The organism is Streptomyces sp. NRRL F-6676 (genome assembly GCF_000725625.1).
Lineage (GTDB): Bacteria > Actinomycetota > Actinomycetes > Streptomycetales > Streptomycetaceae > Streptomyces.
The window spans coordinates 167,536-186,708 of the sequence record NZ_JOHS01000006.1 but is presented as its reverse complement, the minus strand read 5'-3'; the positions used below and the strand labels follow the sequence as shown (position 1 = coordinate 186,708).

The window sequence follows — 19,173 nt, the reverse complement described above, 5'->3', positions numbered from 1 at the left end:
TCAACTCAAGCGCCCTGTCGCGCCCATGTGGCGGCACTGTGGTGCGCCTGTGAGTGCGGTCGCCGGTCCGTTCCGGCCTCGGGAACGGCCGGTGCGGAGGGGGACGAGAGCGCCGGGAGGTGCACGGTGAAGACCGTGCGGCCGGGCACGCTGTCCACGGTCACGGCGCCGTCGTGCGCGCCCGCCACGGCCTGCACGATGGCCAGGCCGAGGCCGGTGGAGCCGGTGGCGCGGGAGCGCGCGGAGTCCCCGCGCGCGAACCGTTCGAACACGTGCGGCAGCAGCTCGGCCGGGATGCCCTGCCCGTTGTCCTCGACGTCCACGCACAGCCAGGGTCCCCGGTGCCGCACGCGCGCGGTGACGGTCGTGCCCGGCGGGGTGTGGGTGCGGGCGTTGGCCAGCAGGTTGACCAGGACCTGTTGCAGCCGGGCGGCGTCGGCGGAGACCAGCGCGGGTTCGTCGGGCAGCTCCAGGCGCCACACGTGGTCGCGGCCGGCGGCCCGGGCGTCGCTGACCGTGTCGACGACCAGGGGGACGAGGTCGGTCTGTTCGAACCGCAGCGGCCGGCCCGCGTCCAGCCGGGCGAGCAGCAGCAGGTCCTCCACGAGCAGGGTCATCCGCCCCGCCTCGGACTCGATGCGGCCGAGCGCGTGCCGGGTGTCGGGGCCCACCTGCTCCCGGCCGCGCCGGGTCAGCTCGGCGTAGCCGCGGATGGAGGCGAGCGGGGTGCGCAGCTCGTGGCTGGCGTCGGCGACGAACTGCCGTACCCGCGTCTCGCTCTGTTGGCGGGCGTGCAGGGCGCCGTGCACGTGGTCGAGCATCCGGTTGAGCGCGGCACCGACCCGGCCGACCTCGGTGTGCGGATCGGTCTCGGCCTCCGGGACGCGCTCCTCCAGGGTCACCTCGCCGCTGTGCAGCGGGAGTTCGGAGACGCGGGTGGCGGTCGCGGCGACCTTGCGCAGCGGGCGGGTGGCGACGCTGACGAGGACCCAGCCGGCGATGCCCGCGGCGACGAGACCGGCGGCCGTGATGCTGACCTCGACGAGGATCAGCGTCCTGATCGTGCTGTCGGCGTCCGCGGTCGGGATGGCGACGTAGTAACTGCCGTTGGGGCCGCCGGCGTACCGGACGCGGTAGTCGCCGAGGCCCGGGATCTCCACGGAGTGTTCGCCGCCGTCCCGCGAGACGGTCGCGAGCGCGGTGCGCTGGGCGGCGCTGAGCGACTTGACCTCCATCTGCGGGATGTTGTTGTCGTCCTTGGCCTTGTAGCCGACCTTGGCGTCGGTGACGGTGCCGTCCGTGAGCGAGGCGGCGATGGTGCCGGGCGGCTGGGGGCCGCGGGTGACGAACTCGGTGAGGTCGGTGCCGCGGCCCTGGCGCCCGTCGCCGTTCTGGCCGTCGGCGTTCTGGCCGTCGCCGTTCTGCCGGGCGCCGGTGTTCTGGCCGCCGGTGTTCTGGCCGCCGGTGTTCTGAGCGCCGGTGTTCTGAGCGCCGGTGTTCTGAGCGCCGGTGTTCTGGCCGCCGCCCGGCGCGCCGGTGCTGTTCTTGAGGCCGTCGGGCGGGATGAACGCCCCGGACGCCCGTGCCGCGATCTCCTTGAGCTGGCCGTCGAGCTGGTCGTAGAGATGCGAGTGCAGTGCCACGGTCGTCACGGTCCCGATCACCGTGCAGACCACGGCGATCAGCGCGAGCGAGGCGACGACGAGCCGCGTCCGCAGGGTGCGCGGCTTACCCGCCAGTCGTTTCTGCGTACGCGGCCGCCGTCGCCGGCTCATGACACGGCGGGCTTGATCAGATAACCGGCCCCGCGCCGGGTGTGGATCATCGGCTCGCGCCCGGCGTCGATCTTGCGCCGCAGATACGAGATGTACAGCTCGACCACGTTGGCCTGGCCGCCGAAGTCGTAGGACCACACCCGGTCCAGGATCTGCGCCTTGCTGAGCACCCGGCGCGGGTTGCGCATCAGGAACCGCAGCAGTTCGAACTCGGTGGCGGTGAGGTGGATGTTGTCCCCGCCCCGGGCGACCTCGTGGCTGTCCTCGTCCAGGGTGAGGTCCCCGACGACCAGGACGGACTCCGCACGGCGGTCGGCGGCACCGGAGCGGCGGATCAGCCCGCGCAGCCGCGCCACGACCTCTTCGAGGCTGAACGGCTTGGTCACGTAGTCGTCCCCGCCCGCGGTGAGCCCGGCGATACGGTCCTCGACCGCGTCCTTCGCGGTGAGGAAGAGGACGGGGACGTCCGGGAGTTCCCGGCGGAGCCGCCCGAGCACGGTGAGTCCGTCCATGTCCGGCAGCATCATGTCCAGGACGACAGCGTCGGGACGGAACTCGCGGGCGGTCTGTATCGCCCCCTGCCCGTCACCCGCGCTGCGGATCTGCCAGCCTTCGTAGCGGAGGGCCATGGACAGCAGTTCGGTGATCGACAGTTCGTCGTCGACCACCAGCACTCGGACGGGGCTCCCGTCCGGCCTCAGCAGTTCGGTGCGCCCCTGGGGCGAGGTCGTGGTCATGGTGCACACCATGTCGGGCGCCTCTGAGAACACGCTTGCGGAAACCTGTGATTTCCCTGAGAAACGCACAGGCGTCTCTCAGGGAACTCCTGGGTGGCCGCTGGAAGTGCCGGGAGACGTGGGCGAGTTGGACCTCCCCTTTGCGACCGGTACGGATCAGGTCGCGTCCCACAGCCGCCGGTAGAAGTCCGTCCGGACGGGGTCGGGGGCGATGCCGTACGCGTCCAGGAGGATGCCCTCCCAGCCGGGGCCGTAGTTCCAGTCGATGTTCCGCGTCACGACCGCGAGGTCGGCCCAGCGGTCGGCGACGCCGAGGGCGCCGAGGTCGACGTGGGCGGCCCAGGAGCCGTCCTCGTGCAGGAGGGTGTTGGGCGCGCAGGGGTCGCCGTGGCAGACGACGAGGAGGTCGGGCGGGGGCGGGGCCGGGAGGTCCGCGGGGACCGCGATGCCTGCCCGCCGGGCGACGTCGAGGCGGTGCTCGACGGACCAGGAGAACGGGCAGTCGGCGACGGGCAGCCGGTCGTGCAGCGCCCGGAGTCCGGCACCGAGGGCGCGTACGGCGGTCGCGGGCTCCGCCTTCCAGCGGGGGGCGACGGCGCTCTCGCCGGTCAGCGCGCGGGTGGCCAGCCAGGCCCCGTCGTCACCGGCGCCGTACTCCACCACCTCGGGTACGGGGGTGAAACGCGCCGCCCAGCGCAGCCGTTCGGCCTCGGCGGCGAGGGGGAGCGGGCTGCCGGGCGGAGCCCACTTGACGTAGCCGGTCTCGTCGCCGTTCCCCTCCGCGTCGCGGCCGTCCATGCGGAAGGTCAGACCGCCGAGTTCGTTCCGCCAGACGGGCTCCAGGCGCCGCCCCCGGGCGAACGCGGCGACCGACGGGGGCACGGACACGGGCTCGGTCGGCGGACCGGAGAGCTTCATGCTGTCAACTCCCTTTACTTCAAGCTGTGTTCACACATTGACGATAGTGCCGATATTCGCGAAAATTACCTCGGGATAAAATACTTATCGAGGAAATCCTTCACCCATTCGCCGCGCATCCGTCGCACAAAGGCGGCGTTATCCGAGACATGAATAGGGCAATCAAAGGAAGGTCCGGCGGCCTGTTCGTGCCCTCCGAAGGCCGGGCGGGCACGGCCCCCGCCCGCTCGGTGGCCATGGGCCCGTACACCTACACCCCCGCCCCGCCGCACGCCCCGACCAGCCTCAACGGCACGCTCACCAGAGGCGGACTGCCCGTCGCCCTGCGGGTCACCGAGCCATTGCTGAGGAGCTTCCTGGACACGATGGGCCGCCTGGAGGCGGACCTCGAGCCGCGCTGGATCGGCGCGGGAACCCGGTCCGCCTTTCCCCGGGCCCACCGGGCCCTGTCATGACGGACGGACACACCGACCACTACACCCGGCGGACCACCGGCCATTCGAACGCCTTTCCCGCGGCGGGCTCGGGCCGCCACCGCGCCCCGGCGGACGTGTACACGGCACCGGCGGACGCGTTTTCCGCCCCCCTCGTCCCGCCGGACGCGAGCTGGGACCCGGCCGAGGAACTGGCCTACCTGCTCCGCGACGCGCGGGCGGAGGAATTCGAGGCAGCGCCGGAGTACGGGCAGCGGGCGCAGCAACCACCCTACGAACCGTACGGCCCGTACAACCCGTACACGCCGCCGTCTCCCCCGCCCGCATACCCGTCGTCGTACACGTCGTACGCCCCACCGGCACCTGCCGCACCTTCCGTTCCCTCTCCCCGGGACGAGGCGTCGGTCAAGACCCCGCACCCCGGCACCCCGATGGGCAAGCTGCAAGAGATCACGGTGGAGCTCCCACCGCTGCGGGAGGTCCCCCGGAAGCACCGGAAGATCCGGGAGCGCAAGCAACTGAGCGCGATCGGCAGGATCGGCCGGCTGATCGCGGCGCTGGCGGCGGTCGTCGCGTCGATGGTGAGCGTCTTCAGCGGCATGGTCACCTACGAGCCGCTGCGCTTCGTCGCCCTCACGCACACGCGGAGCGGCTTCGTCTCGTGGTGGCCACTGCTGGTCTACGGCCCCTGGACGGTGGCCTCGCTGTCGGTGCTGCGAGCCGCGCTGCACCGGCGCCGGGCGGTGCACGCCTGGTCGGTGGTGCTGCTGTTCTCGTGCGTGGCGGTACTGATGTGCGTGGTGCAGGCACCGCGTACGGTGATCGACACCTCGGCGGCGGCGCTGCCGGGGATCGCGTCGCTGGCGTGCTTTCAGCAACTGGTCCGGCAGATCACCCTGACCCGCCCCCCGCGCCGGGCGACCCCGCGCCACCGCACGCGCCCGACGGCGCAGGTGCCGCCGTCGCCGTCTCCGTCTCCGTCCTCACCGTCTCCGTCTGCGTCGCCGTCGCGGAAGCCCGCCCCGGCGGGGAAGCGGAGTTAGGCTCGCACTCGATCAAACTGTCGAGTATCGAGTGTCGAGCAGGGGGAACCGGCGATCATGGACGCAACTGCCGCAACTGCGGTGAACGGTACGGTGACGGCCGTCAGCAGCAACGGCGTGTACTCCTTCACGAAGCCGAACCGCGAGAGCATCAGGCTGCTCGCCGGGCTCGGGGTGGAGGGGGACGTCCACGCGGGCGTCACGGTCAAGCACCGCTCACGGATGGCGCAGGACCCGACGCAGCCGAACCTGCGCCAGGTGCACCTGATCCACGAGGAACTCTTCGAGGAGGTCGCCGAGGACGGCTTCCGGGTGGCCCCGGGCGACCTCGGCGAGAACGTCACGACCCGCGGCATCGACCTCCTCGCCCTCCCGGTCGGCACGCTGCTGCACCTGGGCGACGAGGCGATCGTCGAGGTCACGGGCCTGCGCAACCCGTGCGTACAGATCGACAACTTCCAGGACGGCCTGCTCAAGCGGGTGGTGGGCCGCGACGAGTCCGGCGCGCTGATCCGCAAGGCGGGCATCATGAGCGTCGTCCGCCAGGGCGGCACGGTCCATCCCGGCGCGCTCATCAAGGCCGAACTCCCGACGGGCCCGCACCGCGCGCTGGACCGGGTCTGACGCTCAGCCCCTTCTCGCGCAGGGCGCGCAGGACCTTGGGCGCCGTGGCATTGGCGATCCCGAACTCCTCGGTGAGCCGGACACACGGGAAAGGCCCCCGGCGACTACCGGGGGCCTTGGGCGCCGTCGATCCGTCCGAACCGTCCGCACCGTCCGAACCATTCAGTTGAAGGGAACGGCGTCGGTCGGAGCGGTGTGCCAGTTGGTGACGATCGGCTTGTCGACGGTGATGGTGTCGACCGGGAGGGAGGCGGGGTTGGGGTCGCTGTCGCCGACGGCGACGATGATGTTGTCGAACTGCACCCCGCCGTTGCCGTTGGTGGTCTTGGTCTGCACGCCGGCGTAGGCGGCGGTGCTGCCGCTCAGCTTGATCTGGTCACCGACGGACTGCTCCGCGGGACCGGCCTGGGTGCCGTCGGAGCCGAACGCGACGGTCGGGAGGGCGGCGGGCAGCCAGCAGGTGATGCCGGACTTGGCCTTGGCGGTGATGAGGATGTAGCCACCGGCCTGGGTCTCGGCCTTGGTGCTCCAGGAGATGTCGTTGGCGCCGCAGGTCTGCTCGACCTTCGACCGCTTGCCGTTCCCGGTGTCGACACCGGAACCGTCCGCGCTCTGGTCGCTCTTGCCGGCGCTCTGACCGCTGCCGGTGGCCGCCTCGCCGGAGCCGGCGGTCTTGCCGGCGGTCTTGCCGGACGCCCCGGTGGACGAAGAGGCCTGCGAGGCGGCGCCCGTGTCCGAGGTCGCGTCCCCGTCCTGGCAGGCGGTCATCAGCATGGCGCCACCCACGATGGCCACAGAGACGAGCAGGGCCTTGCGACGGTTGCCGGACATGGGGTTCCCCTTTGTTGATCAGGTGGTCGGGACCGGATCCGTTCCGGCCCCTCGGTGGTTACTCGACAACTATGAGGGGTCCATGAGCCCCACCGTTGCCGCTGAGCCGTTCCAGGACAACGCCGTCACAGACCAGTGACGTAGTCACGAACACGCATACGAACCATCCCCGCCCCAACCCCGCCGACCTGCGACGTCGCAGAAAACCGGGGAGCCCCGCATAACGTGACCGCATGCCGACCCCTCAGCACATCGTCCACATCACCGAGCGCTCGCTATGGGAGAAGGCCCGCGAGTCCGGCACCTACGAGACATCCACCCGCAACCGCACCCTCAAGGAGGAAGGCTTCATCCACTTCTCCACCCGCGCCCAACTCCCCCGCGTCGCGGCGTTCCTCTACGGCGACTACGAGGGCCCCGACGACCTGGTGATCCTGGTCGTGGACCCGGCCCGGCTCGACGTCCCACTGAAATACGAGGCCATGCCCCCGCACGGCGAGAAGTTCCCGCACGTGTACGGGCCGGTACCCATCGAGGCCGTGGTGGCCGTCGAGCCCTGGGAGTGAGCACGATCCGCGGACGCACGCGAGAGTCATCGGACCGCTCCGCCGGATTCCCACACCATGTGTTGGAGACGCCTCGGACAGCCGAGGGACGGCCCAACGACTCAGTACCGGAAACGTGCGGTATCGCCGTTGATCCTCAGCAGGAAGTCTCTGATGACCTCACCCTCGCCTTCGGGCACCAACTCGAGGCCAAGAGCAGAGATGGCCTCGTCAGCCGCGATGGCCGCGTCCTGGTCCTTCCGCTCCCATGCGGCCCGCGATGCGTCAATGCACGGCTTGAGGGCCGGCCAGCCGGTTGAGGGCTCGAACCGGCAGTCGGTCCAGAACATGTCGACGGCTTCGAGTGTGAGTACGCCGATGACCTCATGCCCTCGACGCAACTGCCAGACCTGATCTTCCATCACAGCCCCCTTCATGGAGATCGCGCGGTATCCCGGCCGCGGCGTCAGTGGTCGTCGCCGAGGCCGACGGAGCGGCTGCGCCGCTTGGTCGGTGCCCGCTGCTGTAGTTCGTTGCTGTACATCCACGCAACGCGAGAGGCCCCGGATTGCTCCGGGGCCTCTCGTCTGTGTGCACTCGGCAGGATTCGAACCTGCAACCTTCTGATCCGTAGCTCTGGAGAGAACGGTCATCGGAGGTCATACACGCTGTGGGGAAGGGCTTGGCGGCCGGTGGTGGTCCATGCCGGTTCCTGGGGTTGCTGTACCTCGTTGCTGTAGCTCTGGCCCATCCAGTCCGTGGCAAGACGCTGGCTGTCGAGACCTGCGGGTGAGATGGGTCGCTTCCGCATGCCCGGAGCTGCCAGCATGGGATCATTGGAAGTATGGCAACACCTCACGTCACCAAGCCACCCCCCTCAGTAGCTGGCCTTTTTGCCGGTATTGGTGGTCTTGAACTCGGTTTGCACCGGGCTGGCTTCACAACGAAACTCCTTTGCGAGTGGGCTGCTCCAGCTAAGTCTGTCTTGCTGCACCAGTTCCCGGGTGTTGAGTTTCACGATGACGTTCGGGACCTGCCGTCGCTTCCTGACGTTGACGTGGTGACGGCAGGATTCCCTTGCACTGATCTCTCCCAAGCAGGCCGTACAGCCGGGATTCATGGCGAGCAGTCTGGATTGGTGAAGCATCTATTCAAACTCCTTGCAGATGCGTCGCCCAAGTGGGTCGTGATCGAAAATGTGCGCAATATGCTGTCACTAGATCGCGGCCAAGCCATGGCATACCTCGTCCGTGAATTTGAGCGACTTGGCTACCGCTGGGCATACAGGCTGGTTGATTCGCGTTTCACCGGTGTGCCGCAACGCCGACAGCGAGTAATCGTCGTGGCGTCCCAGACCGAGGATCCGCGGAGAGTTCTCTTCGCAGACGACGCCACAGAAATGCCAGATAGCGAATACGCAGACGACGCTTTCGGATTCTATTGGACAGAAGGGAATACGGGACTCGGTTGGGCGAAAGACGCTTTGCCAACACTTAAAGGTGGCTCTGGCCTCGGGATTCCATCTCCTCCTGCTCTTTGGATTAGGGACGCACCAACCGGTCAGGCGATTGTCACTCCTTCGATCACAGATGCCGAGGCGTTGCAAGGGTTTCCAAGGGAGTGGACTGCGGCAGCACGCCAAGAGAAAGGCCGCCAAGGACACCGTTGGAAACTGGTAGGAAACGCCGTAACGGTCGGCGTAGCTGAATGGGTTGGCCGGCGCTTGCAGAGCCCTGGTCAGTTTGATGAGACCGGTCAGATCATGCTCCCTACTGGCATGCGGTGGCCAACCGCCGCTTGGGGCGAGCGGGGTGAGCGATGGGAAGTGCCCTACGGATTGTGGCCGGAAAGGCACCCGTACCAGCATCTGTTGGACCTCACCGAGAGGGACTCACTTCAGCCGCTGAGTTTGCGAGCCACTGCTGGGTTCTATGGGCGCCTCCAGAAGAGCAGGCTGCGTTTCGAGGAGGACTTCAGTACAGCACTCAAGGAACACATCGAGCATATGACACCTTTTGTCAGTACATAACCGAGATAAGAAGATAAAGGCCCTTTTAGGCAAATGTAGGCTTATGTGTGCGATTGAAGTTGCTGTACGAGCCGAGCTGATCGCTCCCTACCAGGCCACGAGTGAGCATCTCCTCAAAAGGCCTGCGAAGATCCACGGTGCTTGTCTAACGTCGGCACGTGAGCGTTCAAGAGAACCTGGCAAAGCTGGCTGACCTGCTGCACGGCATCGACCCCAGCACTACAGCGAACAGCAAATATAAGTACGGATCGGTGATGCGGTTCATTGCGGACTTGACGGGCCTGCCCCCAGCCAGCGTATACGTCAGTCAAATCAGCAAACCGGATAACCTCGATGTTCGCTTCGGCCAGTCGAAAGATGCCCGAAAGGCCAAACTTGCCATCGGCATAATCCTAGAGGAAAAGTATCGACAATATGGCGAGTCATTCGCCGATGCCGCTTACCATTTCTCCGAGGAATACGGAAGAACGCTACTACTTCTCGTTCAGGCTAAACATGACGAGACAGAGTCGTGGGAGTTTACTCACGGCTTCACTTCCGCTGGGGACGAGAAGTCTCTGTCGATCCTGAAGGATCTCCAACCTCACCTCGGCAGTTTTCGTATTCAGGAAACACAGGGCCAACTATTCTCCGTACTTGGTTTCAGCCCTGACGCAATGGGGCACGCCCTTAGCGGCGACGAGGCTCTCCGCGAAGTCCTCTCAGCAGTCACTGAGACTGGGCACGGTCTCGATGAAGTAGAAACTGCCGTAGTCCGTCGGCGTCGCGAATCAGTACGCCATCTCCAGGAATTGGCTAAAACCCCTGGAACAACTGAGACAGATATGCAGCACGCAATCGGCGATAAATACTGGCTCTTCGGCGGTCGATACGTTGGCATTATTTCTCGCCGGAAGTTTACGTTTCTCGACGAATATGACATTCCCTTGCTCTGCGCGGATGGCTCCTTGCATATTGTGGAATTGAAGGGTCCTTGCATCAATGACCTCGTCAAGACGCACCGTCGGCATTTGATTGTCGGCAAGGATGTCCACGAGGCGGTGGGACAGACCGTCAACTACCTGCGCGCTCTAGACGATCAGAGAACCTCGTTGCAGGCAGAGCTGAGCGAAGAGCTGGGCGTTGCACTCGACCTTCGGCGAGTCCGTTCTTCGGTCATCATTGGTCACCCAGCTCACGTGGCCATTCGTGATCGCGAAGTGACCCAAATGCAGATCGATCAAACCATCCGCTCCTATAACTCTCATTTGTCGCGCATCGAGGTTATGACCTACAACGAGCTGCTCGACAGTGCCGAACGTGCTCTGCAGTTTGAAGAGGAGCATTCCGCCGACTGAGCGCGTGGCCGGTCGCTCCGTTCTTGTAAACCGTGCCATCCGTACGAGAGAGGGGAGTGGTCCCTACGGCAGCCGAGCCAAGTGCGAAAATCTGGCATGGCCAAGGATGTTGATCCTCAAATCCTCTACTCAGCAGTCCGCGTCACGCCTCGCTTCGTGGATCGCCACGCTGTTGCTCGGGAACCTACAGGTACGGGCTTCTTCGTCGACGACATGGCAAGAGGTGGTCGCAAGTACCTCGTGACGAACCGGCATATACTCGACCCGAACTTCAAGGAGTACCGCGGTTGGGCCCTGGAGACTGTTCGAATGGATGGGCACTACCAGTCGGACCGCCACGGTGGCGTGCTGGACGCAACACCGCAGGCAGTCAGGTTGGAGAGCCCCGCGCCCGTGTTTCCGTCGGATCCATCCATAGATCTTGCGCTCCTGCCATTGGATGCTGACAGTGAGATCACGGTGCTGGAAGGGATCGGCGGGTTCAACAGCTCGCCTTCCAGTTTGATCGCTACCAGCGGTCACTTCTCATCGAGACGGGTGACCGTAGGACGTCAAGTCTTGATGCCGGGATACCCAGGCATCGGAGGCGAAGTTGCGGCTCGCCCGATCCTGGTCGCCGGCGTTATAGCGTCGGACCCTCGGTATCCCGCTGCGATTGGTCCGAGAACGTTCCCCAACGAAGTTCTCTGCCATGCATTCAGCTGGGAGGGCATGTCCGGCTCACCCGTGCTGTGTCGGATTCCAAAGGAGTCGCTGACGTGGGAAGACGTTCAAAACCTGGGCGGGGAGGAAGTTGTGCTCGCTGGCATCAACGCTGGCCACATCGCAACCAGCGGAGGCACGGCAGGAGTTCTGTCGCGGATCGTTCGGGCAGATGCACTCGCATCCATGCTCAAGCAGGCACGTGAATCCGCAATGTCTGAGGGCGCTACTAGAGCGTGTCTCTTTGATGGGTTGGTCAGTTGATCGGATGTGTCTGTCCGGTTAGTGATCACTGACGCGATGTGGGGCCGGATCGAGCCGTTGATGCCGTCCGATCCGGTCCGTGGGCGACGGTGGGCCGACCACCGCCGCACGCTGGAGGCCATTGCGTGGAAGTACCGCACCTGCTCGCCCTGGCGCGACCTGCCGGAGGAGCTCGGCTCCTTCAAGACCGCTCACAAACGGTTGATCAGGTGGGCCGTGGACGGCACCTGGGCACGGATCCTGGCCGCAGTCCTGGCAGCGGCCGATGAAAGCGACGACATTGGCTGGACCGTGTCGGTGGACTCCACCGTCTGCCGGGCCCATCAACATGCCGCTGGAGCCAGGAAAAAGGGGCTTCCGATCGCGCTGAACCAGACGATCACGGCCTCGGACGCTCCCGCGGCGGCCTGAGCACGAAAGTTCATCTCGCAAGCGACAGCCATGCACGACCACTGGCCCTCCACGTCACCGCAGGCCAGGCGGGCGACGCACCGGCCTTCGAGGCCGTCATGGCCGACATCCGTGTTCCGAGAAGCGGACGTGGTAGACCGAGGACCCGCCCAGAGGCCGTCCTGGCAGATCGCGCGTATTCGTCCCGCGCGATCCGTGGGCACCTGCGCCACCGAGGGATTCGTGCCGTCATTCCGCAACCGTCCGATCAGGTTGGTCACCGTCTGCGGCGAGGTCGCGCCGGCGGCCGCCCGCCGACCTTCGACGCCGAGGCATACAAGCAGCGCAACGCGGTCGAGCGATGCATCAACCGGTTCAAGCAGTGGCGCGGCCTGGCACTGCGGACAGACAAGCTCGCCATCGCTTATCAGGCCGCACTCCACCTCGCCGCCATCCTCATCTGGGCCCGCAGGTGAGCCAGCTCCGTAGCTGAACTGATAGCCGTGAGCCCACCCGATGGCTCTCGCCCCTGCGCGAAGATCAGCCCATGGACGACCTCGTACAGTTCCTTCGGGACCGCAACATGGAGGACAATCACGCCTACGCTGAGGTGGCCCACCGCTTCGGCGCCGACGCCCTCCTCGATAGCCACCTGCCGATGCTGGACCTGGTCGACATGCTGACCAGGGACTACCAGGCAATGGACCCGGCGGATGCACGTCGCGCAGGGCTCACGTACGCGCTCAAAGTGCTGGCACAGTCGTACGCCGAGCACTCCAAGTACCGCCAGGAGTGGCGTCCGTAGGGCGATCAAAGAGACACGCTCTAGTTCAGAACCTACCCCGTAAACCACCTCCTGCTCCCATCCCGTCCGCCGTCGACCCACACACCGTGGAGCGGGCGTGGTCCATGGCGTCCAGGTGGAGCGCGCCACTGTACGAACGACCTGGACGCCATGGGCCGCGTCTGCTCGGCTTCGCCTGGGTCGACGGTGGACGGGATGGGAGCACCCCACGCACGCCACATACGAACCCGCAGTCGGCGACGGCGCCCCTCCATCCCGGTGCCGGCTGATCCCCCGCCGGAGGCATCCTCTTTGACCGCAGGCCGCTCTATGCGGTGATCAACCCATGGCTTCCGGCCCTATCCACACCTGGGCGTGCGTCGGCGCAGCGCGGGCGGAGCGGGCCGAAGGCAGGAGCGGCGCCCGCAGCGGAGCCGGGTGCCTTGAACCAGTAGAGAAAGTTTGAATCATGGTCCGACTGGCTGGTGGTGTAGAACCCTGGGCATGGGGAGTGAGCGGCGGGAACTGATGCGGGCGCTTGGTGGGCGTCTTCGTCTGCTTCGGGCAGAGGCCGGCCTGACAGGTGCTGTGTTGGCGCAGCGTGCTGGTGTCGGGCAGCCGACCGTGTCCAAGGTCGAGACCGGGCGCATGGTTCCGAGTTTCGATGTGCTCGGCCGGCTCTTGGATGCCCTCGGCCTTGATGAGTTGTCGGCTCGTGAATTGCGTGACCTCCTGGCTGCCGTGGTTGCTGCCGCGAGTTCTGAGCAACCGGCAGGCGACTTGGCTCCTGCCGCTGCGAGCGTTGACGAAGAGGTGCGGTCCGCTCAGTTGGTGCGGTCGTTCCAGTGCGTCATCTTGCCCGCCATGCTCCAAAGCGCGGAGTACGCCCGTCATGTCTTCGGGAGTGCGCTGGGCTCGACTCCTGAGGCGGTCGGTCGTGCTGTCGCTGCTCGTGTTGACCGGCAGAGTGTGCTGTATGAGCCGGGGCGGGAGTCGGTGTTCGTGCTGACGGAAGCGGTGTTGCGGACGTGGCCGGGGTCGCCGGCGCTGATGCTCGCTCAGCTCGACCGGCTGCTGGCTGTCGAGAGTCTGAGCACGGTACGGCTCGGCGTGGTGCCCTGGCGGGCGCCGGTGCCGGTGTTGCCCCGGCATGGGTTCACGTTGTGCGACCGGCGGGCGGTCGTGGTGGAGACGTTCGACCGTGAGCGGGTGTCGGTCGACTCGACCGAGGTGGCCGCGTACGAGGAGACGTTCGGCCGGTTCGAGGGGGCGGCGGTCTTCGGTGATGAGGTGCGGGAGCTGCTGTTGCGGGTGATGAAGCAGTTCCGGGAGTTGGGAGACACCGTCACCCCTTAGGGGAATAATTCCTCTCCATGCCTAGCTCATTGAGTAGGTGTAGGAATACTCTGCCGTCACGCTGTCTAGTCCCCTAGACGAACAGAGGTGTCCTCCCATGCTCTCCAAGTGGTGCCGTGCTTTCCCCGGTCTCGCCGAGGAGGTGACCCACGCCCGTCACTTCGTCGCTTCCCTGCTCGCCGAGCGGGGCCCCGTCGACCATGCCGCCCTGATCGTGAGTGAGCTGGCGACCAACGCTGTGCGGCACTCGCTGAGCGGTTCGGCCGGCGGCTGGTTCCTCGTGATCGTCGGCTTCGGTCACGACCTGGTCCGCCTGGAGGTGGTCGACCAGGGCGGGCCCCAGGCGCCGCATCTGTGCGATGTGACCAATCAGGAAGAGGGCGGGCGTGGGCTGCTGCTCATTGCCGCCTGCGCGAAGGACTGGGGCGTCAAGGAATGGCCCGACGGCCGTACGGTGTGGGCCGAATTGGCGCGGGAGGATGCGTGAGCGTGCTCCGCGTGGTGATACTCCGGAGTCGCACTGTGGGCGGTGGCGGGTGAGCCCTCGGGGTGTGCCCCGGCGGCGGTCCCGGTTCTTCGTGGTCGGCGTTCGTACGGGTCGGCGTCTCCCGCCCATTCCGTCTAGGGCCCTAGACTCCTGGGTATTCCTAGGAGGTGTGGTCATGTCGGACGAGCTGCAACGGATCATGGCGATTGATGATCCGTACCTGCTCCTGCGTGAGGTCACGACCCGGCTGGCCGACGCGCAGCAGGAGGTGACAGAGCTGGCCCGCCTCCGCCGACGGGTGGTGCAGGATCTGCACGCACAAGGGCTGTCGTACGCGCAGATCGCCGAGAAGGCCGGCCTGAGCCGCGGGCGCATTCATCAGATCCGGCACACCGGTCCGGCGCCGGAAGGGGCCTTCCTCGGCGCGGGTGCCGTGACGGTGGTGACTCCGCTGCGGTGGGACGACGTGAAGAAGCGGCCGGTCGTCGCCATGGCTGATGTGAACTCGGGGAAGCGCCTGGAGGAGCTGGCGAAGTCGTACGGGCTCGATGTCAGCTCCGGTCACGTGCTCGTGAGCGGTGAGGTCGACCTCAACCGGAACGGCCTGGTCGTCGTCTGCGGGCCGGGAATGTCGCGGGCGATGAGCGATCTCTATGCCCAAGATCCTGTGCTCGGCTGGGAACACCCGGAGAGCGAACCGTGGGCGCTGGTGGACCGGCGTACCGGCACGGCGTATCACGCGGGGGCGGACGCCGAACCGTACCGCCCGCATGACGTTGGGTACCTCGGCCGGCTGCCGCGCCCCGACGGCAACGGCTCGGTGCTCGCCATCGCGGGCATCCACACCGCGGGCTCCCTCGGCGTAGTGCACCTGCTCGCCTCCGACCTCAGCGCACTGTGGGGGCAGGTGGGAGAACGCCACTTCTCGACCCTGGTGAGCGTCGAGTACGACCCTGAGACCGACGAACCGCAGTCCGTCGAACTGCTCTGCCCCCTTTACCTGCACGATGAGGAGGCAACGGCGTGAGGGTTGCCCTCGGCTCGCTGCCTGCCGAACACGCACTGGAGAACGAGGACTTCGCGGCCGTTGCTCCTGGCGCGGCCGTCCTCCTCGACGGCGCCGGCGTCGCCGGGGCGGAGACCGGATGCACGCACGGCATCGCGTGGTTCTCCTCGACGCTGGGCGGCCTGCTGCTGAGCAGCCTCACGGCGCGCCCCGACCGGCCGCTGACCGTCTGCCTCGCCGACTCGATCCAACTTGTCCGGTCCCTGCACGAGGACAGCTGCGACCTGACCTATCGGGCCAGTCCGACCAGCACGGTCGTCGCGGTCCGAGCTGGCGCGGGAGCTCTGGAATACCTCGTCCTCGGTGACTCGACCCTCCTCCTCGCCGACAAGGAGGGGAAGGCCACAGCGCTCACCGACCGGCGCCTGGACGAGGTCGGCAAGCGGCTGCGCGGGCCGGTCGACGCACTGCCTACCGGTTCGCCCGAACACGCTGCCGCGCTCGCCGAGTACCGCGATGCGCTGACCGGGCTCCGGAACCGGCCGGGTGGTTTCTGGATCGCCGGCCCCGATCCGCGGGCGGCCGAACACGCCCTGACCGGGACGATCCCGCTGGAGTCGTTGGCGTCCGTGACGTTGCTGAGCGACGGGGCTACGCGGCTCGTCGACCGCTTCGAACTCGCCGGCTGGGAGAAGGCGTTGGTGGTCCTCGGCTCCTCCGGGCCGGATGAGCTGATCCAGCGCGTGCGCGACGCCGAGGACGGGGACCCCGACGGCCGACGCTGGCCGCGCGGTAAGACGCACGATGACGCGACGGTCCTTCACTGGGTGCTGTCGTAGCGCGCACGGGCGCGATCTGACACGCGCTCGTATACCCCCCTAGACAGTTGATGGGGCGTCGGTTACCTTGAATGTCGCCCCCCCTAGACAGTTAGGGCGGGCCCCTCTTTGCACTGTCTAGGGGGGTACGCAGGTCCATCGACTCAGTGAGGTACAGACAATGCGTGTGATCCCCGTGGACACCTCGGCCGCCACCCTCCTCGTGACCAAGCTGCCTGAGGTGAAGGTGCGGGACCGGCAGACCGGTGAGGTCGCCGTGGACCCGGTGACCAACCAGCGGCTGATGGTGCTGGAGCTGGTGTTCATCGCCGCCGGCGGTTCGGACATGATCAAGGTGACCGTTCCTGAGCCGGGCATCGGTGAGGGCCTGGTGATGGGGGCGCCGGTCGTCCTGTCGGGTCTGGTGGCCCGGCCGTGGGAGAGCGAGTTCGGCGGGCGGGCCCGGCACGGCATCGCCTACCGAGCGGATGCGGTCATGGTCAATGCCCCGGCTTCGGTGCAGGGTTGATCGCCGTGGCCGACGCTGTGCGGGTGCTGCTCCCGGTGCTGCTGGTCCTGGTCGTGCTGCTGGTGGTGCGCCGTCGGATGCCGGTGGTGTTCTGGTGGCTGGTCGGGTATCCGGCCGTCGCGCTGCGGGTCCTGGTCTCATACCGGGCGACGATGGATGCTTGCGGCCTGACGGTTCCGGCCTCGGCCGTCCGCCGGGCTACCGCTCGGATGGTGGGGAGGCAGGCGGCGCCTGTGCCTCCTCGCCACTCCTTCCCCCGGCCGACCGGGTCCGGGCTCGTGATGCGGCTGCGCATGGCGGCCGGGCAGGCGCCCGAGGACTTCGCGGCCTCGGCCGACCGGCTGCGGCACGCCTGGGGCGCCCATGCCGTGCACGTCCGTCCCACGAAACCGGGGCGGCTGGAACTGCGGCTGGTCGGCTGGGACGTGCTCTCCGAGGTGCGGCCCGCCCGGCACCGGCTGGGGGACGGTCCCCTGTGCCTGCCGCTGGCGCTGCGGGAGGACGGCGTATGGCACGTGCGGGACTTCCGCACCGTGCCGCACGAACTGATCCTCGGCGCGACGCAGTCCGGCAAGTCCGTCTACCTGCGCAACCTGCTGTGCGGCCTGGCCCGTCAGCCGGTCGTCCTGGTCGGCATCGACTGCAAATGGGGTGTCGAACTGGCGCCGTTCGCGCCCCGGTTGTCCGCGCTCGCCGACACTCCGGACCGGGCGAACGAACTCCTCGCCGTGCTGCTGGAGGAGATGGAGGCGCGGTTCCGCCTCATCGGACTGCGGAGCGGGGCCGGTCCGGACGCCGTGCTCACCTCGGACGTGTGGGGGCTGCCGGAAGCGGTGCGGCCGGTGCCGGTCGTGGTCGTCGTCGACGAGGTCGCCGAACTCTTCCTGGCCGCGAGCAAGGACGACGAGAAGCGCAGGGACGCGATGGTCACCAAGCTCATCCGCCTCGCCCAGCTCGGCCGCGCGGCCGGCATCTTCCTGGAGGTGTGCGGGCAGCGCTTCGGCGCCGAACTGGGCAAGGGCGCCACGATGCTGCGCGCTCAGTTGTCCGGCCGCATCTGCCACCGCGTCAATGACGAAGCGTCGGCGAACATGGCGCTTGCCGACATCTCCCCTGAGGCTGCGCTGGCCGCGACTGCCATCCCGGCCGAGCGTCCCGGCGTCGCCGTCGTCGGGGACTCCTCCGGCGGCTGGTCCCGCGTCCGTTCGCCGCATCTCACGCTCGACGATGCGGCGGCCGTCTGCCGGGACACGGCCACCCTGGTGCCGGATCTGCCCCGGCTCGACGCCTTCCGGCCCGCCGTCGCCGTCGAAACGGCCGGGCCGTCCTCCTCGACCGCTGCCGTGCCCACAGCGCGCCCGGTGACCGAGTAGCCGCTCCCCTCGTCACGGTCGGCGTGACCGCCTCGCGCCGCGTCCCTACCCCTCCCATGCCTGAAACAGGAAGGAACCGGAGCTGATGTGTGCCCACCTGGTCCGCGTGGATGCCGTGATCGTTCAGGCCGTCATCGCCGGCGCCCTGTCGTTTTCCCATCTGCACGATCTCGCCTCGGCGGCCGGACAGGGCGGGTGGAAGGCGTGGGCCTACCCGGTCAGCGTCGACCTGCTGCTGGTCGCCGCCTGGCGCCGGATGCGGCAGACACAGCGGGCAGGGCGGGCAGCCGGGGGACCGCGCCTGTGGTTCCTCGTGGCACTGGCCGCATCGCTGGGCGCCAACGTCGCCACCGCCGGACTCCTCGACCTCGACCACGTCCCCGCCTCGCTCCGCGTCGTCGTCGCGGGCTGGCCCGCCGTCGCCTTCTTCGGCGGCACGCTCCTGGCCCACATCCCGCACGGCGACACGGCAGCGCCGGCCGTGTCGGACTCCTCGGCCTCGTCGACCGACGCGCGCGAGGAACGGGCCCCCGTCCCGGCCGCCGTCGATACGACCGACCGGGACGCGCTCTCGGCACCGTTCACCGATCCCGAGCCCGCTCCCGAGATTGCCGCCGAACCGGTCGACGCCCCTGCCCCGGTTCCGGCGCCCGTTCCCGCCGTTGCCCTGCCGCCAGCCCTCGTCGACCGCGTCCGGGCCCTGGCCGACGAACACCACTCCGCCACCGGCCGCCCCGCCGACCCCGACGCCGTTCGCGCCCGGCTCGGCCTGCCTCGGTCCATGACCGCATCCGTCGCCGCTCACCTCTGAGAGGAGCACCGCCATGCACCGCCGCTTCCGCAACGTCCGCCGTATCGGCCCCGTGAACGTCGCCTCCTACCTCGACCGCGGCAAGCACCGCCACCTCGCCGCCTGCACCGCGCCCCGCTGCGACTTCTCCGCCGAGTACGACAGCCGCGCCGCCGCCGAACTTGCCGCCCGCACCCACCGCTGCTCCGCCTGACAGGAGACCCACCGCATGGACGTCCCGCTCTGGCTCGCCCTGCTCTGCATCGGAGTCCTCGGCGTCAAGCTCATCCGCCCGCCCTGGTGGCTCATCGCCGCCCTCCTCCTCGGCGGCTACCTCCTCGCCGACAGCCTGCTGGCCCCCGTGATCGACAACTTCGTCAAGTAACCGCGAAAGGAGATCC

23 protein-coding genes are annotated in these 19,173 nt (G+C 67.7%); 18 read left to right on the top strand and 5 right to left on the bottom strand.

Annotated features, from left to right (window positions below; translation table 11 throughout):
• Positions 1–5 precede the first annotated feature (5 nt).
• The 3 genes from IO29_RS04990 to IO29_RS04980 all read right to left on the bottom strand — a co-directional run bounded on the left by IO29_RS04990 (position 6) and on the right by IO29_RS04980 (position 3,430).
• On the bottom strand, positions 6–1,775 hold the full coding sequence (locus IO29_RS04990; RefSeq protein WP_030377051.1) for an ATP-binding protein: 1,770 nt from the start codon (positions 1,773–1,775) through the stop codon (positions 6–8).
• The gene (locus IO29_RS04985; protein WP_030377050.1) at positions 1,772–2,512 is read right to left on the bottom strand and encodes a response regulator transcription factor; all 741 of its coding nucleotides are present in this window, start codon (positions 2,510–2,512) and stop codon (positions 1,772–1,774) included. The genes IO29_RS04990 and IO29_RS04985 overlap by 4 nt, the downstream gene beginning before the upstream one ends.
• 156 nt (positions 2,513–2,668) lie before the next feature.
• Positions 2,669–3,430, bottom strand: a complete 762-nt coding sequence (locus IO29_RS04980) for an aminoglycoside 3'-phosphotransferase (protein ID WP_030377049.1) — start codon at positions 3,428–3,430, stop codon at positions 2,669–2,671.
• Positions 3,431–3,618: 188 nt separating this feature from the next.
• On the opposite strand from IO29_RS04980, the gene IO29_RS04975 reads away from it, so the two are divergent.
• The 3 genes from IO29_RS04975 to IO29_RS04965 are packed head-to-tail and all read left to right on the top strand — an operon-like array spanning position 3,619 to position 5,531.
• Positions 3,619–3,885, top strand: coding sequence for a hypothetical protein (locus IO29_RS04975; protein WP_234307337.1), 267 nt, complete (start codon positions 3,619–3,621; stop codon positions 3,883–3,885).
• Entirely contained in the window at positions 3,882–4,907 is a 1,026-nt protein-coding gene (locus tag IO29_RS04970; protein ID WP_051707394.1) for a DUF2637 domain-containing protein, read from the top strand. The genes IO29_RS04975 and IO29_RS04970 overlap by 4 nt, the downstream gene beginning before the upstream one ends.
• A 57-nt stretch (positions 4,908–4,964) precedes the next feature.
• A complete protein-coding gene (locus tag IO29_RS04965; RefSeq protein WP_051707393.1) occupies positions 4,965–5,531 on the top strand; it encodes an MOSC domain-containing protein in 567 nt (188 codons plus the stop codon).
• Positions 5,532–5,693: 162 nt separating this feature from the next.
• On the opposite strand, the gene IO29_RS04960 is transcribed toward IO29_RS04965, so the two are convergent.
• Complete coding sequence (locus IO29_RS04960; protein ID WP_030377045.1) at positions 5,694–6,362, bottom strand: DUF4232 domain-containing protein; 669 nt, start codon at positions 6,360–6,362, stop codon at positions 5,694–5,696.
• A gap of 233 nt (positions 6,363–6,595) precedes the next feature.
• On the opposite strand from IO29_RS04960, the gene IO29_RS04955 reads away from it, so the two are divergent.
• Complete coding sequence (locus tag IO29_RS04955) at positions 6,596–6,928, top strand: DUF952 domain-containing protein (protein WP_030377044.1); 333 nt, start codon at positions 6,596–6,598, stop codon at positions 6,926–6,928.
• A 101-nt stretch (positions 6,929–7,029) separates the two neighbouring features.
• Here the strand turns inward: IO29_RS04955 and IO29_RS04950 are convergent, their stop codons facing one another.
• Positions 7,030–7,329 (bottom strand): hypothetical protein, encoded by a 300-nt coding sequence (locus IO29_RS04950; protein ID WP_030377043.1) that lies wholly within the window; start codon positions 7,327–7,329, stop codon positions 7,030–7,032.
• 422 nt (positions 7,330–7,751) lie between these two features.
• On the opposite strand from IO29_RS04950, the gene IO29_RS36250 reads away from it, so the two are divergent.
• The 14 genes from IO29_RS36250 to IO29_RS37575 all read left to right on the top strand — a co-directional run bounded on the left by IO29_RS36250 (position 7,752) and on the right by IO29_RS37575 (position 19,157).
• Complete coding sequence (locus IO29_RS36250) at positions 7,752–8,936, top strand: DNA cytosine methyltransferase (RefSeq protein ID WP_078618017.1); 1,185 nt, start codon at positions 7,752–7,754, stop codon at positions 8,934–8,936.
• Between the two features lie 158 nt (positions 8,937–9,094).
• Entirely contained in the window at positions 9,095–10,273 is a 1,179-nt protein-coding gene (locus IO29_RS36245; protein ID WP_158709296.1) for a Shedu anti-phage system protein SduA domain-containing protein, read from the top strand.
• Positions 10,274–10,369: 96 nt separating this feature from the next.
• Complete coding sequence (locus IO29_RS36240) at positions 10,370–11,239, top strand: S1 family peptidase (RefSeq protein WP_078618015.1); 870 nt, start codon at positions 10,370–10,372, stop codon at positions 11,237–11,239.
• A 36-nt stretch (positions 11,240–11,275) separates the two neighbouring features.
• Positions 11,276–12,105 (top strand): IS5 family transposase gene (locus tag IO29_RS36235; RefSeq protein WP_234307344.1). Its coding sequence is split into 2 segments (ribosomal slippage): positions 11,276–11,588 and positions 11,588–12,105, totalling 831 coding nucleotides; the frame shifts between segments, so codons are not numbered across the junction.
• A gap of 71 nt (positions 12,106–12,176) precedes the next feature.
• Complete coding sequence (locus tag IO29_RS04935) at positions 12,177–12,434, top strand: DUF6221 family protein (RefSeq protein WP_030377040.1); 258 nt, start codon at positions 12,177–12,179, stop codon at positions 12,432–12,434.
• Between the two features lie 483 nt (positions 12,435–12,917).
• Positions 12,918–13,769, top strand: a complete 852-nt coding sequence (locus IO29_RS04930; RefSeq protein WP_078618014.1) for a helix-turn-helix domain-containing protein — start codon at positions 12,918–12,920, stop codon at positions 13,767–13,769.
• Positions 13,770–13,866: 97 nt separating this feature from the next.
• Positions 13,867–14,256: an ATP-binding protein gene (locus IO29_RS04925; RefSeq protein WP_030377038.1), complete on the top strand. Its 390-nt coding sequence runs from the start codon at positions 13,867–13,869 to the stop codon at positions 14,254–14,256.
• A 175-nt stretch (positions 14,257–14,431) separates the two neighbouring features.
• Complete coding sequence (locus IO29_RS04920; RefSeq protein WP_030377037.1) at positions 14,432–15,283, top strand: sigma factor-like helix-turn-helix DNA-binding protein; 852 nt, start codon at positions 14,432–14,434, stop codon at positions 15,281–15,283.
• Positions 15,280–16,101 (top strand): hypothetical protein, encoded by an 822-nt coding sequence (locus tag IO29_RS04915; RefSeq protein ID WP_030377036.1) that lies wholly within the window; start codon positions 15,280–15,282, stop codon positions 16,099–16,101. Before IO29_RS04920 ends, IO29_RS04915 begins: the two co-directional genes overlap by 4 nt.
• A gap of 160 nt (positions 16,102–16,261) precedes the next feature.
• Entirely contained in the window at positions 16,262–16,609 is a 348-nt protein-coding gene (locus IO29_RS04910) for an SCO3933 family regulatory protein (protein WP_006138367.1), read from the top strand.
• Between the two features lie 5 nt (positions 16,610–16,614).
• Positions 16,615–17,982: an FtsK/SpoIIIE domain-containing protein gene (locus tag IO29_RS04905; protein WP_030377035.1), complete on the top strand. Its 1,368-nt coding sequence runs from the start codon at positions 16,615–16,617 to the stop codon at positions 17,980–17,982.
• An 85-nt stretch (positions 17,983–18,067) separates the two neighbouring features.
• A complete protein-coding gene (locus IO29_RS04900) occupies positions 18,068–18,793 on the top strand; it encodes a DUF2637 domain-containing protein (protein WP_030377034.1) in 726 nt (241 codons plus the stop codon).
• Between the two features lie 13 nt (positions 18,794–18,806).
• Positions 18,807–18,986 carry a mobile element transfer protein gene (locus tag IO29_RS04895; protein WP_006138371.1) on the top strand — a complete coding sequence of 60 codons (180 nt, stop codon included), beginning with the start codon at positions 18,807–18,809 and terminating at the stop codon, positions 18,984–18,986.
• Positions 18,987–19,001: 15 nt separating this feature from the next.
• Positions 19,002–19,157: a hypothetical protein gene (locus tag IO29_RS37575; protein ID WP_106969723.1), complete on the top strand. Its 156-nt coding sequence runs from the start codon at positions 19,002–19,004 to the stop codon at positions 19,155–19,157.
• Positions 19,158–19,173 lie beyond the last annotated feature (16 nt).

Excerpts from the sequence above, each read along its gene's own strand:
- IO29_RS04930 (WP_078618014.1), top strand. The coding sequence starts at position 12,918 with ATGGGGAGTGAGCGGCGGGAACTGATGCGGGCGCTTGGTGGGCGTCTT.
- IO29_RS04985 (WP_030377050.1), bottom strand. The coding sequence starts at position 2,512 with ATGACCACGACCTCGCCCCAGGGGCGCACCGAACTGCTGAGGCCGGAC.
- IO29_RS04960 (WP_030377045.1), bottom strand. The coding sequence starts at position 6,362 with ATGTCCGGCAACCGTCGCAAGGCCCTGCTCGTCTCTGTGGCCATCGTG.
- IO29_RS04920 (WP_030377037.1), top strand. The coding sequence starts at position 14,432 with ATGTCGGACGAGCTGCAACGGATCATGGCGATTGATGATCCGTACCTG.
- IO29_RS04895 (WP_006138371.1), top strand. The coding sequence starts at position 18,807 with ATGCACCGCCGCTTCCGCAACGTCCGCCGTATCGGCCCCGTGAACGTC.
- IO29_RS04955 (WP_030377044.1), top strand. The coding sequence starts at position 6,596 with ATGCCGACCCCTCAGCACATCGTCCACATCACCGAGCGCTCGCTATGG.
- IO29_RS36240 (WP_078618015.1), top strand. The coding sequence starts at position 10,370 with ATGGCCAAGGATGTTGATCCTCAAATCCTCTACTCAGCAGTCCGCGTC.
- IO29_RS04990 (WP_030377051.1), bottom strand. The coding sequence starts at position 1,775 with ATGAGCCGGCGACGGCGGCCGCGTACGCAGAAACGACTGGCGGGTAAG.
- IO29_RS04935 (WP_030377040.1), top strand. The coding sequence starts at position 12,177 with ATGGACGACCTCGTACAGTTCCTTCGGGACCGCAACATGGAGGACAAT.
- IO29_RS04980 (WP_030377049.1), bottom strand. The coding sequence starts at position 3,430 with ATGAAGCTCTCCGGTCCGCCGACCGAGCCCGTGTCCGTGCCCCCGTCG.
- IO29_RS04900 (WP_030377034.1), top strand. The coding sequence starts at position 18,068 with ATGTGTGCCCACCTGGTCCGCGTGGATGCCGTGATCGTTCAGGCCGTC.
- IO29_RS36250 (WP_078618017.1), top strand. The coding sequence starts at position 7,752 with ATGGCAACACCTCACGTCACCAAGCCACCCCCCTCAGTAGCTGGCCTT.
- IO29_RS04925 (WP_030377038.1), top strand. The coding sequence starts at position 13,867 with ATGCTCTCCAAGTGGTGCCGTGCTTTCCCCGGTCTCGCCGAGGAGGTG.
- IO29_RS04965 (WP_051707393.1), top strand. The coding sequence starts at position 4,965 with ATGGACGCAACTGCCGCAACTGCGGTGAACGGTACGGTGACGGCCGTC.
- IO29_RS04970 (WP_051707394.1), top strand. The coding sequence starts at position 3,882 with ATGACGGACGGACACACCGACCACTACACCCGGCGGACCACCGGCCAT.
- IO29_RS04950 (WP_030377043.1), bottom strand. The coding sequence starts at position 7,329 with ATGGAAGATCAGGTCTGGCAGTTGCGTCGAGGGCATGAGGTCATCGGC.
- IO29_RS37575 (WP_106969723.1), top strand. The coding sequence starts at position 19,002 with ATGGACGTCCCGCTCTGGCTCGCCCTGCTCTGCATCGGAGTCCTCGGC.
- IO29_RS04910 (WP_006138367.1), top strand. The coding sequence starts at position 16,262 with ATGCGTGTGATCCCCGTGGACACCTCGGCCGCCACCCTCCTCGTGACC.